This is a genomic window from Chishuiella changwenlii (assembly GCF_900142565.1).
Lineage (GTDB): Bacteria > Bacteroidota > Bacteroidia > Flavobacteriales > Weeksellaceae > Empedobacter > Empedobacter changwenlii.
Genome location: NZ_FRBH01000001.1, coordinates 42,510 through 58,928, shown reverse-complemented (window position 1 = coordinate 58,928; position 16,419 = coordinate 42,510). Strand labels below are relative to the sequence as shown.

Below are 16,419 nucleotides of genomic sequence, written 5' to 3'. Positions count from 1 at the left end.
TAGCTAAGTCGATAAGACTATTAAGTTATTGGACTCTCTCTAAACATTATTTAAAATAAAATATCATTTTTTTAGTTCTATATAGTATAGAAGTAAAATAATTTAAGATTTTAAAAAAATGTACCTACCCAACTAAACCTGAAATTAAATTGTTTCAAATTTTATTTTTAACCAAGATAAAGTAGACAATTTTAAATTCTTGAAATTATAAATACAAATCTAAATGACCAAATAGGTTTTAATGTTTATATAATTTTTAAGAATAATCTATATTATTTGATTTTTATAGTTGTAGATACTGGTTTATACTTTTTAAGGTTAAATAGAGTATTTTCTGTTGAACTTTTAAAATGATTTTTTTTAAAATTTTAAAAAGATAAGATAAATAATATTTAGATAAATGAAGAAAATAATTTTTATTATTACAATCTTTTTGTGTAATATTTTAAATGCACAAGTAGAGTTTAGTAATACTAGATTTGGTATAATAGCTGGGCCTAATGTTTCTGCAGTAACCAATGCGCACAATCCATCTTCACGTAGAACTGCATTTATGGCAGGTGCATTTGCAGAAGTTCCAATAGATTTTTATAGATGTCGATGCGAATATAATCAACTATATATTCAGGCAGAATTATTATATGTTGCTTCTGGAGAAAACGGAAGTAAGTACGATGAAAAAAGAAAATACCATGCAGATTATTTAAGTATTCCTATATTTTTAAAAGGATATTTAACAAAAACAGCAAGTAGCTTTTATGGTTATGGAGGACCTCGTTTTGGTTTCTTAGTTAATCAAAATGTTGTTAATCCACCTCCGGGACGTGAGTATTATGCTGGTGATGAAGGAAAAGCAGCTACTTTCGATTTTGCTTTAGCAGGAGGAATAGGATATAGTTTTAATAGAAAATTTGAAGTTAGTGTTCGTTATGAATTTGGTTTATCTAATGCTTATCCAAAGTTAGATATAGACTATGAAATTAGTGGTGATCCAGATGCTTTAAAAAGAAAATCTCAACAAATTGTCAGCCTGGGAATCAGTTATACTTTTGATTAAAAAAAAAATGACTATTTAAAATAGTTACTTTAAAAAATATAAAAGCCAGATGAAGAAATTTCTTCATCTGGCTTTTTCAATTTAAATAAACAAAATATGCTTGTTTAACGTTATTTTAAAATACAAGATGTAAGATTTATTGTTATTAAGTATTCATCTATATAATTTTTGTAAATTTGAACATCTATAAGTATAACAAACAAAATAATAAAAATGTCAAAATCATTTGCTCAAATTCCTCAAGCAGTTAATGAAGAGGTAAAATCATATGCTCCAGGTTCACTAGAGCGTGCGCAATTATTAGACGCATACAAAAAAATGTTTAATGAGGTAACAGAAGTTCCTCAATACATTGGTTCTGAAGAGATCTTTAGTGGGAATAAAAAAGAAATTCGTCCACCACACGATCATCAAAAAGTTGTAGGTTACTACCACGAAGGAACGCAAAATGATGTTAACAAAGCAATTGATACAGCTTTAGCTGCAAAAGATGCTTGGGTTGCAATGCCTTGGGAAGATAGAGCTGCTATTTTCTTAAAAGCTGCAGATTTAATTGCGGGACCTTACCGTGCAAAATTAAATGCTGCAACAATGATTGGTCAATCTAAAAATGCAATGCAAGCAGAAATTGATGCTGCATGTGAGTTTATAGACTTTTTACGTTTCAATGTACAATACATGACAGAAATTTATGCAGATCAACCAATTTCAGCTCCTGGAATTTGGAATCGTGTAGATTACCGCCCATTAGAAGGATTTACATTTGCAATTACACCATTTAACTTTACTGCAATTGCAGGAAATTTACCATCTTGTATGGCTTTAATGGGGAATGTTGTAGTTTGGAAACCTTCTGATAAACAACTTTTAGCTGCTCATGTTACAATGGAGATTTTCAAAAAAGCTGGTTTACCAGATGGTGTTATCAACTTAGTTTTAACTGACGGTGCTGAAACTGCAAAAACTGTTTTAGAACATAAAGATTTTGCTGGATTACATTTTACAGGTTCTACAAAAGTATTTAATGCTTTATGGAAACAAATCGGAGATAATATCGATCAATACAGAACTTACCCTAGAATTGTTGGAGAAACAGGAGGTAAAGATTTTGTAATGGTTCACAAGTCTGCATGTGCTACAGAGGTTGCTGTTGGTTTAGTTCGTGGTGCTTTTGAATACCAAGGACAAAAATGTTCTGCTGCTTCTAGAGCTTATATTCCATCAAACTTATGGAATGAAGTAGAAAAACAAATGAAAGAAATGTTAGCTACAGTTACTTTGGGTTCTCCAGAAGATTTATCTAATTTTGTTACTGCTGTAATTGATAAAAATTCTTTCGAAAAATCTAAAGCATATATTGATAGAGCGAAAGCATCAAATGAGGCTGAGGTTGTAATTGGAGGAACTTATGATGATTCTGTTGGTTACTTTGTTCATCCTACAGTTATCAAAGCTACAAATCCTAAATATGAATCTATGGTAGAGGAAATCTTTGGTCCTGTATTATCTGTTTATGTTTACGATGAAAATGAATTCGAAGCTACATTAAAATTAGTTGATGAAACATCTGCTTATGCTTTAACAGGTTCTATCTTTTCTAAAGAGCGTTCTGCTGTTGAAGTAGCATCTAAAGCTTTGAAAAATGCTTGTGGAAATTTCTATATTAACGATAAACCAACTGGTGCGGTTGTAGGTCAACAACCATTCGGAGGTGCTCGTGCTTCAGGAACGAATGACAAAGCGGGTTCTGCAATGAACTTGTTACGTTGGACATCTGTTCAGACAATAAAAGAAACATTTGTACCTGCTAAAGATTACAAATATCCATTCTTAGAAAAATAAATTTAAGAAATATCAATCAAAATTAGCCTTACATTTGTAGGGCTAATTTTTTTTATAATGGATAATTCAGAAAAAGCAATCAAAGCTTCTATATTTAGTATTATAGGAAATACTTTTATGGCTGTGATTAAATTTTTAGCAGGTTATTTTGGTAACTCTTATGCACTTATTGCAGATGCAATAGAATCTTCTGCGGATGTTTTTTCATCAATATTTGTATTTTTTGGATTACGATACTCCTCTCGTCCTGCAGACGAAAATCACCCTTATGGACATGGAAAAGCTGAGGCATTAATTACATTTTTAGTTGTAAGTTTCTTAGTAGGTTCTGCAATTATTATTGCCAAAGAAAGTATCAATAATATTATTACCCCACATCATCAACCAGCACCATTTACTTTATTGGTCTTAGGTGGAATTATTTTGTTTAAAGAATCGTCTTTTCATTATGTAATGAGAAAAAGTCGTGAAACGAATAGTTCTTCATTAAAAGCAGATGCTTGGCACCACCGTTCAGATGCAATTACATCGTTAATGGCTTTTATCGGAATATCTATTTCTTTAGTAATGGGAGATGGATGGGAAGCTGCAGATGATATTGCTGCGCTTTTTGCTTCTGGAATTATTTTGTTTAATGCTTATAAAATTCTTCGTCCAGCTCTTGGAGAAATTATGGATGAGCAATTATATGAAGCAGAAATAGAACAAATAAGAGAAATAGCAAGTCATGTTCCAGGTGTTATGGCGACAGAAAAATGTAATGTTCGTAAAAACGGAATGAATTATTATGTTGATTTACATGCAATTGTAGACGGAGATATTTCTGTTGTGGAAGGTCACAAGATAAGTCATAATCTTAAAGATGCTGTACAAGAACAAATGCCGCAGATAAAAGATGTTTTAGTGCATATAGAACCAACATTTCTTTCGGTTAGAGAGTATTTTAGGAATAATAAAATAGAAGATAATAAAGAAGAATAAAAAAAGGAGAAACAAACGTTTCTCCTTTTTTTGTCATTAAAATAATAATATATAAAAAGATTAGGTGAGTATATTTAGAATAATTTAAATCCTATACCAGTACTAATTAACCATGGATTTAAATCTACTTTTGCAGGTACGTAAACTTGTTGATCTAATGCAGCACCAACAGTAACATCAGTATTTAAGTATAATTTTTTAACATCTACATTCCAATATAGTTTATCATTTATTTTATAATCAAATCCTAATTGGAATCCAAAACCAATATTGTTATCATATTTAACATCAGTTACAGCTGCATTTCTTCCTTTACCTTGCCCTTGATCGTAGAAAATAGTGTAATTAACACCAGCACCAAGATAAGGTTTCAGATTTTTAGTCGGATAGAAATGGTATTGCACATTTACAGTTGGTGGTAATAACATTACTCGTCCCAAATCTAAATTTCCTAAAGCAGTATTTACTGCAACAACCTCATGTTTAGAAGTTCCTAAAATTAATTCCGCAGCAATGTTTTTAGTAATATAATATGTGAAATCTATTTCAGGAATAAGGTTATTTGTAACAGCTACATTACCACCTATAACATCAATCTTTGCATCTTCCATAGGTACTACTCCAGTTGCTCTTACACGCATATGTAACTCACCAGCTTCTTGCCCAAATGATAATACTGATGTAAAAAATGCCCCTAGTAATATTAATCCTTTCTTCATAATGTTTGTTTTATAATTCTTTGGCTAAATTCAGATATATAAGTCCGAATTAAAATGTTTAAAGTCATAAGAAGAAATGACTTTAAACATTTTGAAATTTTGAATTTATTTTTAACTTAAAGCCACTGATAGCCAGTAGTTTTTAATGATTAAAAATAATCGAAAAATAAAAATTTAGCGCTTAGAGTATTTTTATTACTTTTGATGATTAGTCTAAAATAAAACTCAAAAAAATGAATTTCTTAGAAAATGAAAATCTATCCTTAATTGCTCAATCAGCAAAAGATTTTGCAAAACAATACATTGAGCCTTATATAATGGAGTGGGATGAAGCGCAAACTTTTCCTGTTGAAGTCTTCAAAGAATTAGGTAAAATGGGATTTATGGGAATTGTAGTTCCTGAAGAATACGGAGGAAGTGGATTGTCTTATGACGAATATGTAACGATTGTTGACGAAATTTCTCAAGTAGATCCTTCAATTGGATTATCTGTAGCAGCGCATAATTCGCTTTGTACAAATCATATTTTAGAATTCGGAAACGAAGAACAAAAACAACGCTGGTTACCTAAGTTAGCTTCTGCTGAGTGGATTGGAGCTTGGGGATTAACAGAGCATAATACAGGATCAGATGCTGGAGGAATGTCTACAACTGCAGTTAAAGATGGTGATGAATGGGTAATTAATGGAGCAAAAAACTTTATTACACATGCAATCTCAGGAGATGTAGCGGTTGTAATGACAAGAACTGGAGAAAAAGGAGCAAAGAATAATGCAACTGCTTTCGTAATTGAAAAAGGAACATTAGGATTTTCTTCTGGTAAAAAAGAAAATAAATTAGGAATGCGTGCGTCAGAAACTGCTGAACTAATATTTGATAATGTAAGAATTCCAGATGCAAATAGATTAGGAAATGTTGGTGATGGTTTTAAACAAGCTTTAAAAGTTTTAGATGGAGGTCGTATCTCTATTGCAGCATTATCTTTAGGGATTGCAAAAGGAGCTTATAAAGCGTCATTAAAATACGCACAAGAGCGCCATCAATTTGGAACTGCAATCGCAAATTTTCAAGCAATTAATTTTAAATTGGCTGAAATGGTTACAGAAATTGAGGCATCAGAATTATTAATTCGCAAAGCATCTTATTTAAAAAATAATAAAAAGCCAATGACTACTGAGGGGGCAATGGCGAAATATTATGCATCAGAAGCATGTGTAAAAATATCAAATGAAGCAGTGCAAATATTTGGTGGTTATGGATATACAAAAGATTTTCCAGTAGAGAAATTCTACAGAGACTCTAAGCTATGTACTATTGGAGAAGGAACTACAGAGATTCAGAAACTAGTAATTGGAAGAAATATTTTGAAAGATTAATTCAAAACGATTTGTTTAATTACTAAAGAGTTGTATATTTGCATTCTCAAAAAGAAATAGATAAAATTATGTTGATTATACCAGTAAAAGACGGAGAGTCAATCGAAAGAGCTCTAAAGAAATACAAAAGAAAATTTGATAAAACAGGTGTTGTACGTCAATTAAGAGCACGTCAACAATTTACAAAGCCTTCTGTAACAAAAAGACAGCAAATTAGTAGAGCAATCTACAAACAAGCTATCGTTAGTCAAGAAGAAGCTTAGATAGCTGTTTTAAACAATATAGAGATTAATTTCTATTAACCTATTTATTAAAGTTGTAACTTTGATGAATAGGTTTTTTTATGGAATTAACTCAACAATTTTTAGATTATCTAGCGTTCGAGAAAAACTATTCTACGCTAACAATTACAAGTTATAAAAGAGATTTGGATGATTTTATAGCTTTTTATCAAGGAGAAGAAAATTCACTAGAAATACAATCTGCAACAAAAAATCATATACGTGCATTTATAATGCACTTAACAGAACTTAAAAAATCTGAAAAAACAGTTAATCGTAAACTAAGTGCCTTACGTAGTTTCTTTAAATATCTTATAAGAGAAAAATACTTAACTGTTAATCCTATAGAACAAATTCATTCTTTAAAACAAACCAAACAAGTCTTAATACCTTTTACAGAGGCTGAGTTAAATGATCTTCTGAATAATGATGATTTATTTCCTGATACCTTTGAAGGAACTCGAGATCGTTTAATGATTGATATGATGTATCAAACAGGAATACGTAGAGCAGAATTAATAGGTTTAAAAGAAAATGATATCGATGCTGAAACATTATCCATTAAAGTTTTGGGGAAAAGAAATAAGGAAAGAATAATTCCTATTTCCTCTTTCTTATTAGAAGATATTAGATGCTACAATACTAGAAAAAATAACGAAATAACAATACAATGTACGAATGTTTTTGTAACTGAAAAAGGAAAACCTTTGTACGATAATCTTGTTTATTCAAAAGTAAAATACTATCTTAGTCTTATAAGTGTAAAGCATAAGAAGAGTCCTCATATGTTGAGACATTCTTTTGCAACCCATATGTTAGATTCTGGAGCAGATCTGAATGCAGTAAAAGATATTTTGGGGCATTCAAGTTTGTCATCTACTCAAATCTATACACATGGGAGTATAGAAAACTTAAAAAAAGTGTTTAACAAGGCTCACCCACGTGAGCAAAAAAAAGAGTAATTATGACAGTTAATTTTCAAGCAGTAAACTTTAATGCTAAACCAGGTTTAGAAGAGTATTTAGGAAAAAAATTAGAAAAGTTAGAAACGTTGTCAGATAAAATTATAGCAGCGCATGTTTCATTCAAATTAGAAAATACTTCTGAGAAAAGTAACAAAACAGTAGATGTAAAATTAGAAGTTCCTGGAGAGGACATTTTAGTAAGTAAAACAGGACAGTCTTTTGAGGAATGTATTGATTTATCGGTAGATACATTGAAAAAATTAATTATCAGAAAAAAAGAAAAAATTGGGGATAAATAAATAAATTATAGAGTTAGCTAAAAAAAAATATTAAAAATTTGGTTAATTCAAAAAACAGCGTAAATTTGCAGTCCGTTAAACAAAGATATTTAACGGACTGTTCTTTTAAATAAAGATTTTTTAAATTAATAAAAGCCGATGTAGCTCAGCTGGCTAGAGCAGCTGATTTGTAATCAGCAGGTCGTGGGTTCGAGTCCCTCTATCGGCTCAATTTTTATTAAAGATCAAAATTATAGGTTGGGGAGATACTCAAGCGGCCAACGAGGACGGACTGTAAATCCGTTGGTTTCACCTTCGCAGGTTCGAATCCTGCTCTCCCCACAAAAACTTAGTTTTAAAAGTTTTGTGTTTTGCGAATTAATCAGTAAGTTTGCAAAGCAATTTTTAAAGCAAATGCGGGAATAGCTCAATTGGTAGAGCGTCAGCCTTCCAAGCTGAATGTTGCGAGTTCGAGTCTCGTTTCCCGCTCAAAATCTGGTTTATCCAGTAGTTAATCTTTTATGTAGTTGTTGAAACACATTTTAATCAAGGTTAACGCGAGTCAAAAAATAAATATCTTTATATAAAACAAAAAGTGTATTTTTGCACTTAAAAATAATTTAAAGTTATTTTTTTAATTGAAGTATAACAATAGAAATTAATAAAAGTAAAATGGCAAAGGAAACTTTCAACCGTAATAAGCCGCACTTAAATATTGGTACTATTGGTCACGTTGACCACGGTAAAACAACTTTGACTGCAGCGATTACTAAAGTATTAGCTGATGCTGGTTATTCAGAAGCAAAAGCTTTCGATCAAATCGATAATGCTCCAGAGGAGAAAGAGCGTGGTATTACAATTAATACATCTCACGTTGAGTATGAAACTGCTAACCGTCACTATGCGCACGTTGACTGTCCAGGTCACGCGGATTACGTAAAGAACATGGTTACAGGAGCTGCACAAATGGATGGTGGTATCTTAGTAGTAGCTGCTACTGATGGTCCAATGCCTCAAACTCGTGAGCACATCTTATTATGTCGCCAAGTAAACGTTCCTCGTATCGTTGTTTTCTTAAACAAAGTTGATATGGTTGACGATGCTGAGTTATTAGAGTTAGTAGAAATGGAAGTAAGAGATTTATTATCTTCTTACGAATATGACGGAGATAACACTCCTGTTATCCAAGGATCTGCTTTAGGTGCATTAAACGGTGAGCCTCAATGGGTAGAAACTGTATTAAACTTAATGAACTCTGTTGATGAGTGGATTGAGCAACCAGTTCGTGATGCTGACAAACCATTCTTAATGCCAATCGAAGATGTATTCTCTATTACAGGACGTGGTACTGTAGCTACAGGACGTATCGAAGCTGGTGTTATTAACACAGGAGATGCAGTTGATATCGTAGGTATGGGAGAAGAAAAATTAACTTCTACTGTAACAGGTGTTGAGATGTTCCGTAAAATCTTAGATAGAGGTGAAGCGGGAGATAACGTAGGTATCTTATTACGTGGTATTGATAAAGCTGATATCCGTCGTGGTATGGTTATCGCTAAAGCTGGATCTGTAACTCCACACAAAAAATTCAAAGCTGAGGTTTATATCTTAACTAAAGAAGAAGGTGGTCGTCACACTCCATTCCATAACCGTTACCGTCCACAGTTCTACGTACGTACAACTGACGTAACAGGGGAAATTTCTTTACCAGAAGGTGTAGAAATGGTTTTACCAGGAGATAACTTAACTATTACAGTTGAATTATTACAACCAATCGCATTAAACGATGGTTTACGTTTCGCTATCCGCGAAGGTGGACGTACAGTTGGTGCTGGTCAGGTAACTGAAATCTTAGACTAATTATAGTCAAAATATAAAATAAGAAGATGTGGTAATCTTCATTGATTACCACTCTTTTTTAATCTACGGGCATAGTTCAATGGTAGAATAGCGGTCTCCAAAACCGTTGATCAGGGTTCGAATCCTTGTGCCCGTGCTAAAAGAAAAACGATATGAAAGTCGTACAATATTTCAAAGATTCCTTTGTAGAGTTTAAAGATCATGTAACATGGCCATCTTTTTCAGACTTACAAAGAGATACAATCATTGTTGCTATAGCTACAGTTTTGTTAGCTATATTTTTATATTTTGTAGATACAATATTCACACACATGCTGAATACTATCTACGGCGCTTTTTAGTTTATAAACATCCCGTTTAATTATAGAATCATGAGTGAAAAGAAATGGTATGTAATCAAAACTGTGGCTGGACAAGAGCTAAAGGTTAAAGATTATATTGAAAGAGAAATTCAGTACCAAAATTTGAATGATTATGTAGGACAGATAGTTGTTCCTATGGAAAAAGTGATTCAAATACGTAACGGTAAAAAATATCAAAAGGAAAAAGTACATTTTCCTGGTTATATTATGATAGAAGCTGAACTAGTAGGGGAAATTCCTCACATGGTTAAGAACACTTCTGGAGTAATTAGCTTTTTAAGTGCAACGAAAGGAGGTGATCCTGTACCAATGAGACAATCGGAAGTTAACCGTATGTTAGGTAAAGTTGACGAATTAGCAGAAAATGTTGAAACTTCTGTAGGAGTAACTTACATTGTAGGTGAAAACGTAAAAGTTATCGACGGACCATTCAATGGATTTAACGGTACAGTTGAAAAAATCATTGAAGACAAACGTAAACTTGAAGTGATGGTTTTAATCTTCGGAAGAAAAACACCACTAGAGTTAAGTTTTAACCAAGTTGAAAAGATTGCATAATCTTATTTCAACAAATTAAAAGTAGAAAATTTAGGCTGCTTCCACATAACGCTTAATTTTAAGAATTAAAAAAATGGCAAAAAAAATTGAAAAAGTTGTAAAACTTCAAGTTAAAGGAGGACAAGCAAATCCTTCGCCACCAGTAGGACCGGCTTTAGGTGCTGCAGGTGTTAACATTATGGAGTTTTGTAAGCAATTTAATGGACGTACACAAGAGAAACAAGGTGCAGTGTTACCAGTTGTTATTACAGTGTATCAAGACAAATCATTTGATTTCGTAATTAAAACTCCACCAGCTGCTGTTCAGTTAATGGAAGCTGCGAAATTAAAAAAAGCATCAGGTGTACCTAACCGTCAAAAAGTTGGTACTGTTACTTGGGATCAAGTTAGAGCTATTGCTGAAGACAAGTTAGCGGACATGAACTGTTTCACTGTTGAATCTGCTATGAAAATGGTTGCTGGAACTGCACGTTCTATGGGTATAACTGTAAAAGGTGGGCAAGCTCCAGAATAATTAAAACATTTTAGGAAATGGCAAAGTTAACAAAAAGACAAAAAGAAGCACAAGCTAAAGTAGAAAAGAACAAACTATACTCAATCGATGAAGCATCATCATTAGTAAAGGAAGTTAACTACGCAAAGTTTGATGCGTCTGTAGATATAGCAGTTCGTTTAGGTGTAGATCCTAAGAAAGCTAACCAAATGGTACGTGGGGTAGTTTCATTACCACACGGAACAGGTAAAGATGTAAAAGTATTAGCATTAGTTACTCCAGATAAAGAAGCAGAAGCTAAAGCAGCAGGTGCTGATTATGTAGGATTAGACGAATACTTACAAAAAATTAAAGAAGGTTGGACAGATGTAGACGTTATCGTTACTATGCCAGCTGTAATGGGTAAATTAGGACCATTAGGACGTGTTTTAGGACCTCGTGGATTAATGCCTAACCCAAAATCAGGTACTGTAACTTTAGAAGTTGGTAAAGCAGTTTCTGAAGTAAAAGCAGGTAAAATCGACTTTAAAGTAGACCGTTACGGAATTATCCACGCTGCAGTTGGAAAAGTATCTTTTGATGCTGATAAACTTAAAGAAAATGCGAATGAATTAATTCAAACTTTAATTAAGTTAAAACCAACAGCTGCTAAAGGAACGTATGTAAAAAGTATTACACTTTCTACAACTCAATCTGTAGGTGTATCAGTAGACCCAAAAAGTGTAAACGCTTAAAATTAGTAGATTATGGCAATGACAAAACAAGATAAAGCAAACATGATAGATGAATTGCAAGCTGTATTAGCTGATTCAAAAATCATTTACTTAGCAGATATCGACGGATTAAACGCTGTTAATACTACTGAATTAAGAAGAGCTTGCTACAAAAGCAATGTTACTTTACGCGTAGTAAAAAACACTTTATTAAAGAAAGCTATGGAGCAAATCGAAGACAAAAACTTCGAAGAACTTTATGGATCTTTAAAAGGTAATACAGCTTTAATGACTGCTGAAGTTGGTAATGCACCAGCTAAAGTGATCGAAACTTTCAGAAAAAAATCTGAAAAACCTATTTTAAAAGGAGCTTGGATTGAAGATAATACTTGGGTTGGTGATGACAAATTACCACAATTAGTAGCATTGAAATCTCGTGAAGAATTAATCGCAGATATCATCATGTTACTTCAATCTCCAATCAAAACAGTTGTTTCTCAATTAGAAAATAAAGAGAACGCTGCTAAAGAAGAAGGAGCTTCTGAAGAATAAGACACACTCAAATTAAATAAAGTTTAAAAAACAAAAAAGCATTAAAATGGCAGATTTAAAAAAATTAGCTGAAGAGTTAGTAAACTTAACAGTATTAGAAGTTAATGAATTATCTACTATCTTAAAAGATGAGTACGGAATCGAACCAGCTGCTGCTGCAGTTGTTGTTGCTGCTGGTGGAGCTGGAGAAGCTGCAGAAGAGCAATCAGAATTCGACGTTATCTTAAAAGAAGGTGGTGCATCTAAATTAGCAGTAGTTAAATTAGTAAAAGAATTAACTGGTAAAGGATTAAAAGAAGCTAAAGATTTAGTTGATTCAGCTCCTGCAGTAGTTAAAGAAGCAGTTTCTAAAGAAGAAGCTGAAGCTCTTAAAAAACAGCTAGAAGAAGCTGGAGCAGTAGTAGAATTAAAGTAATTTTTATTACTCTAAAATATAGGTTTGGACCTAACACGGGACGTGTTAGGTCTAAACCTTTTTACGCATAAAGTCATTATATAAACCAAAATTCATTCGAAATTGGCCACTAAAGCAACATTAAGCAACTCGACTGAGAAAAACGAAAGATTGAACTTTTCTTCTGCAAAAGCAGTCGCTCAGTTCCCGGATTTCCTTGACATTCAGATCAAATCGTTTGAAGATTTTTTCCAGTTGGAAACAAGACCTGACCAACGAAAAAATGAAGGTCTTTACCGAACATTTGCTGAGAATTTTCCAATTACGGATACACGCAATCAGTTTGTTTTAGAATTCTTAGATTATTTCGTAGATCCACCACGTTACACAATTGATGAGTGTATCGAAAGAGGATTAACGTACAGTGTACCATTAAAGGCTCGCCTTAAATTGTACTGTACTGACGAAGAACACGAGGATTTTGAAACAGTTGTACAAGACGTTTATCTAGGAACAATTCCTTACATGTCTCCTTCAGGATCATTTATTATTAATGGTGCAGAGCGTGTTATTGTATCTCAATTACACCGTTCTCCTGGGGTATTCTTCGGACAATCTTTCCACGCGAATGGTACAAAATTGTACTCATCTCGTATTATTCCTTTCAAAGGATCATGGATTGAGTTCGCAACGGACATTAACAGCGTAATGTACGCTTACATCGATCGTAAGAAAAAGTTACCATTAACTACTTTATTACGTGCTATCGGTTATGAAAGAGATAAAGATATCTTAGAAATTTTCGATTTAGCTGAAGAAGTTAAAGTTAACAAAGCTAACTTAAAGAAAGTTGTAGGTCGTAAACTAGCTGCACGTGTATTAAATACATGGCACGAGGATTTCGTAGATGAAGATACTGGAGAAGTTGTATCTATTGAGCGTAATGAGATTATTTTAGACCGTGAAACTATTTTAGAGAAAGATCATATTGATCAGATCGTAGATTCTGGTGTAAAAACAATTTTATTACACAAAGAAGATATAAATTCTGCTGATTATGGAATTATCCATAATACATTACAAAAGGACCCTACTAACACTGAAAAAGAGGCAGTAGAGTACATTTATAGACAATTACGTAATGCCGAGCCACCAGATGAGGAAACAGCAAGAGGAATTATTGATAAATTATTCTTCTCTGATCAACGTTACTCTTTAGGTGAAGTAGGTCGTTATAGATTAAATAAAAAATTAGGTTTAAGCATTAGCGATGATATCCAAGTTTTAACACGTGAAGATATCATTTCAATCATCAAATACTTAATTGAGTTAATTAACTCAAAAGCAGAGGTAGATGATATTGACCACTTATCTAACCGTCGTGTTAGAACAGTAGGTGAGCAAATGGCTAGCCAATTCGGAGTAGGTTTAGCTCGTATGGCTAGAACTATCCGTGAAAGAATGAATGTTCGTGACAATGAGGTGTTTACGCCAATTGATTTGATCAATGCAAAAACATTATCATCTGTTATTAACTCATTCTTCGGAACGAACCAGTTATCTCAGTTCATGGATCAAACGAATCCATTATCAGAGATCACACACAAACGTCGTTTATCAGCATTAGGACCTGGAGGTTTATCAAGAGAAAGAGCGGGATTCGAGGTACGTGACGTACACCACACTCATTACGGACGTTTATGTCCAATTGAAACTCCTGAAGGACCAAACATTGGTTTGATTTCGTCATTATGTGTATTCGCTAAAGTTAATAACTTAGGGTTCATCGAAACACCGTACAGAAAAGTAGAAGAAGGAAAAGTGGATGTCGAATCAGCACCGATCTATTTAACTGCGGAAGAGGAGGAATCAAAAGTAATTGCTCAAGCCAATATCGACATGACTGACGAGGGGAATATTGCTACAGAACGTGTAACTGCTCGTGAAGATGGAGATTTCCCAGTTGTAACTCCATCAGAAGTAGATTTAATCGACGTTGCACCTAACCAGATTGCTTCTATCTCAGCATCATTAATTCCTTTCTTGGAGCATGATGATGCCAACCGTGCGTTGATGGGATCGAACATGATGCGTCAGGCTGTTCCATTATTAAAACCTCAAGCACCAATTGTAGGTACTGGACTAGAAAAACAAGTTGCAAAAGATTCTAGAATCTTAGTTAATGCAGAACGTGAAGGTACAGTAACTTATGTTGATGCTGACATCATAACAATTAAATATGACAGATCAGAAGACGAAGAACTTGTAAGTTTTGACGTTGCTGAGAAAACATATAATTTAACTAAATTTAGAAAAACTAACCAAGGAACTACAATTACGTTAAAACCAATTGTAAAAGTTGGAGATCGTGTAGAGAAAGGGCAAGTTTTATCTGAAGGTTACGCAACAGAAGGAGGAGAATTAGCAATTGGTCGTAACATGGTTGTTGCCTTTATGCCTTGGCAAGGGTACAACTTTGAGGATGCCATTGTAATCTCTGAAAAAGCTGTTCGTGAAGATTGGTTTACATCTATCCACATCGATGAGTATTCATTAGATGTACGTGATACTAAATTAGGTATGGAAGAATTAACTTCTGATATTCCTAACGTTTCGGAAGAGGCTACTAAAGACTTAGACGAAAACGGTATGATCCGTATTGGAGCAGAAGTAAAACCTGGTGATATCTTAATTGGTAAGATTACTCCAAAAGGAGAATCAGATCCAACACCTGAAGAGAAATTATTACGTGCAATCTTTGGTGACAAAGCTGGTGATGTAAAAGATGCTTCATTAAAAGCTTCTCCATCATTACGCGGTGTTGTTATTGATAAGAAATTATTCTCACGTAGTATTAAAGATAAACGTAAACGTTCTCAAGATAAAGCTGTTATTGACAGTGTTGAAGCAGAATACGACGTTAAATTTAACGAATTAAGAGAAATCTTATTAGATAAATTATACGTTTTATTAAACGGAAAAACTGCACAAGGTATTTACAACGACTTAAATGAAGAAGTTATCAAGAAAGGCGTTAAATACACACAGAAAATTTTATCTAACGTTGAAGATTTCTTAAACTTAACAGGAGCAGATTCTCTTTGGACAACAGACGAGGATAAGAACGAATTAGTAAAAGAGTTAATACATAATTATAAAATTAAGTATAACGATTTACAAGGAGCGCTTAACCGTGAAAGATTTACAATTTCTGTTGGAGATGAGTTACCTGCAGGTATCGTTAAGTTAGCAAAAATCTATATCGCTAAGAAACGTAAACTTAAAGTTGGTGATAAAATGGCGGGACGTCACGGTAATAAAGGTATTGTAGCACGTATTGTACGTGACGAAGATATGCCTTTCTTAGAAGACGGAACTCCAGTTAACATCGTACTTAACCCATTAGGGGTACCTTCTCGTATGAATATCGGTCAGATTTATGAAACGGTATTAGGATGGGCTGGTATGAAGTTAGGACGCAAATTTGCAACTCCTATCTTTGATGGTGCATCAGCAGAGCAAATTGATCAATTAACTGAAGAAGCAGGATTACCTCGTTTTGGTACTACGTACTTATACGACGGAAACTCTGGTGAACGTTTTGCTCAAAAAGCAACTGTAGGTGTAATTTACATGTTGAAATTAGGACACATGGTAGATGATAAAATGCACGCGCGTTCTATCGGACCATACTCTTTAATTACTCAACAGCCATTAGGAGGTAAAGCACAATTTGGTGGACAACGTTTCGGAGAGATGGAGGTTTGGGCATTAGAAGCATTCGGTGCATCTAATATCCTTCGTGAAATCTTAACAGTTAAGTCGGATGACGTAATTGGACGTGCGAAAACTTATGAAGCAATCGTAAAAGGAGAGCCAATGCCAGAACCTGGTATACCAGAATCATTTAACGTATTGTTACATGAATTACAAGGTCTTGGATTAGACATAAACTTGGAAGAATAATAGGGCAACCTATTATTCTACC

16 protein-coding genes and 4 tRNA genes are annotated in these 16,419 nt (G+C 33.5%); 19 read left to right on the top strand and 1 reads right to left on the bottom strand.

Features of this window, described 5'->3' with window-relative positions; genetic code table 11:
- The first annotated feature begins 400 nt into the window (after positions 1–400).
- The 3 genes from BUA86_RS00295 (at position 401) to BUA86_RS00285 (ending at position 3,880) form a co-directional block, all read left to right on the top strand.
- Positions 401–1,057 carry a porin family protein gene (locus BUA86_RS00295; protein ID WP_072928758.1) on the top strand — a complete coding sequence of 219 codons (657 nt, stop codon included), beginning with the start codon at positions 401–403 and terminating at the stop codon, positions 1,055–1,057.
- Between the two features lie 213 nt (positions 1,058–1,270).
- Positions 1,271–2,899 (top strand): L-glutamate gamma-semialdehyde dehydrogenase, encoded by a 1,629-nt coding sequence (pruA, locus tag BUA86_RS00290; RefSeq protein ID WP_072928756.1) that lies wholly within the window; start codon positions 1,271–1,273, stop codon positions 2,897–2,899.
- A 57-nt stretch (positions 2,900–2,956) separates the two neighbouring features.
- Positions 2,957–3,880: a cation diffusion facilitator family transporter gene (locus BUA86_RS00285; RefSeq protein WP_083580256.1), complete on the top strand. Its 924-nt coding sequence runs from the start codon at positions 2,957–2,959 to the stop codon at positions 3,878–3,880.
- A 74-nt stretch (positions 3,881–3,954) separates the two neighbouring features.
- Here BUA86_RS00285 and BUA86_RS00280 read toward each other — a convergent pair whose 3' ends face one another.
- A complete protein-coding gene (locus BUA86_RS00280; RefSeq protein WP_072928752.1) occupies positions 3,955–4,599 on the bottom strand; it encodes an OmpW/AlkL family protein in 645 nt (214 codons plus the stop codon).
- A gap of 233 nt (positions 4,600–4,832) precedes the next feature.
- Between BUA86_RS00280 and BUA86_RS00275 the strand changes: the two genes are divergently transcribed.
- From BUA86_RS00275 to rpoB, 16 genes are all read left to right on the top strand, one after another.
- Entirely contained in the window at positions 4,833–5,975 is a 1,143-nt protein-coding gene (locus BUA86_RS00275) for an acyl-CoA dehydrogenase family protein (protein ID WP_072928750.1), read from the top strand.
- Between the two features lie 68 nt (positions 5,976–6,043).
- On the top strand, positions 6,044–6,238 hold the full coding sequence (rpsU, locus tag BUA86_RS00270; protein ID WP_072929241.1) for a 30S ribosomal protein S21: 195 nt from the start codon (positions 6,044–6,046) through the stop codon (positions 6,236–6,238).
- Positions 6,239–6,318: 80 nt separating this feature from the next.
- Positions 6,319–7,218, top strand: coding sequence for a tyrosine-type recombinase/integrase (locus tag BUA86_RS00265; protein ID WP_072928749.1), 900 nt, complete (start codon positions 6,319–6,321; stop codon positions 7,216–7,218).
- Positions 7,219–7,220: 2 nt separating this feature from the next.
- Positions 7,221–7,520, top strand: coding sequence for a ribosome hibernation-promoting factor, HPF/YfiA family (gene hpf / locus BUA86_RS00260; RefSeq protein WP_072928747.1), 300 nt, complete (start codon positions 7,221–7,223; stop codon positions 7,518–7,520).
- Between the two features lie 134 nt (positions 7,521–7,654).
- Positions 7,655–7,728, top strand: a tRNA-Thr gene (locus tag BUA86_RS00255).
- Between the two features lie 31 nt (positions 7,729–7,759).
- Positions 7,760–7,841: transfer RNA gene (locus BUA86_RS00250), tRNA-Tyr, on the top strand.
- A 74-nt stretch (positions 7,842–7,915) separates the two neighbouring features.
- Positions 7,916–7,988, top strand: a tRNA-Gly gene (locus tag BUA86_RS00245).
- Positions 7,989–8,171: 183 nt separating this feature from the next.
- Complete coding sequence (gene tuf / locus BUA86_RS00240) at positions 8,172–9,359, top strand: elongation factor Tu (protein ID WP_072928746.1); 1,188 nt, start codon at positions 8,172–8,174, stop codon at positions 9,357–9,359.
- Positions 9,360–9,424: 65 nt separating this feature from the next.
- Positions 9,425–9,495 (top strand) — tRNA-Trp (locus BUA86_RS00235).
- 16 nt (positions 9,496–9,511) lie between these two features.
- Complete coding sequence (secE, locus tag BUA86_RS00230; RefSeq protein WP_072928744.1) at positions 9,512–9,700, top strand: preprotein translocase subunit SecE; 189 nt, start codon at positions 9,512–9,514, stop codon at positions 9,698–9,700.
- Positions 9,701–9,730: 30 nt separating this feature from the next.
- Positions 9,731–10,279 carry a transcription termination/antitermination protein NusG gene (gene nusG / locus BUA86_RS00225; RefSeq protein ID WP_072928742.1) on the top strand — a complete coding sequence of 183 codons (549 nt, stop codon included), beginning with the start codon at positions 9,731–9,733 and terminating at the stop codon, positions 10,277–10,279.
- 73 nt (positions 10,280–10,352) lie between these two features.
- Positions 10,353–10,793 carry a 50S ribosomal protein L11 gene (gene rplK, locus BUA86_RS00220; protein ID WP_019974310.1) on the top strand — a complete coding sequence of 147 codons (441 nt, stop codon included), beginning with the start codon at positions 10,353–10,355 and terminating at the stop codon, positions 10,791–10,793.
- 17 nt (positions 10,794–10,810) lie between these two features.
- Entirely contained in the window at positions 10,811–11,506 is a 696-nt protein-coding gene (rplA, locus tag BUA86_RS00215) for a 50S ribosomal protein L1 (protein WP_072928740.1), read from the top strand.
- Positions 11,507–11,524: 18 nt separating this feature from the next.
- The gene (gene rplJ, locus BUA86_RS00210; RefSeq protein WP_072929240.1) at positions 11,525–12,037 is read left to right on the top strand and encodes a 50S ribosomal protein L10; all 513 of its coding nucleotides are present in this window, start codon (positions 11,525–11,527) and stop codon (positions 12,035–12,037) included.
- Between the two features lie 46 nt (positions 12,038–12,083).
- On the top strand, positions 12,084–12,452 hold the full coding sequence (rplL, locus tag BUA86_RS00205; RefSeq protein ID WP_072928738.1) for a 50S ribosomal protein L7/L12: 369 nt from the start codon (positions 12,084–12,086) through the stop codon (positions 12,450–12,452).
- A gap of 102 nt (positions 12,453–12,554) precedes the next feature.
- Positions 12,555–16,397, top strand: a complete 3,843-nt coding sequence (gene rpoB, locus BUA86_RS00200; RefSeq protein WP_072928736.1) for a DNA-directed RNA polymerase subunit beta — start codon at positions 12,555–12,557, stop codon at positions 16,395–16,397.
- The last annotated feature ends 22 nt before the right edge of the window (positions 16,398–16,419 follow it).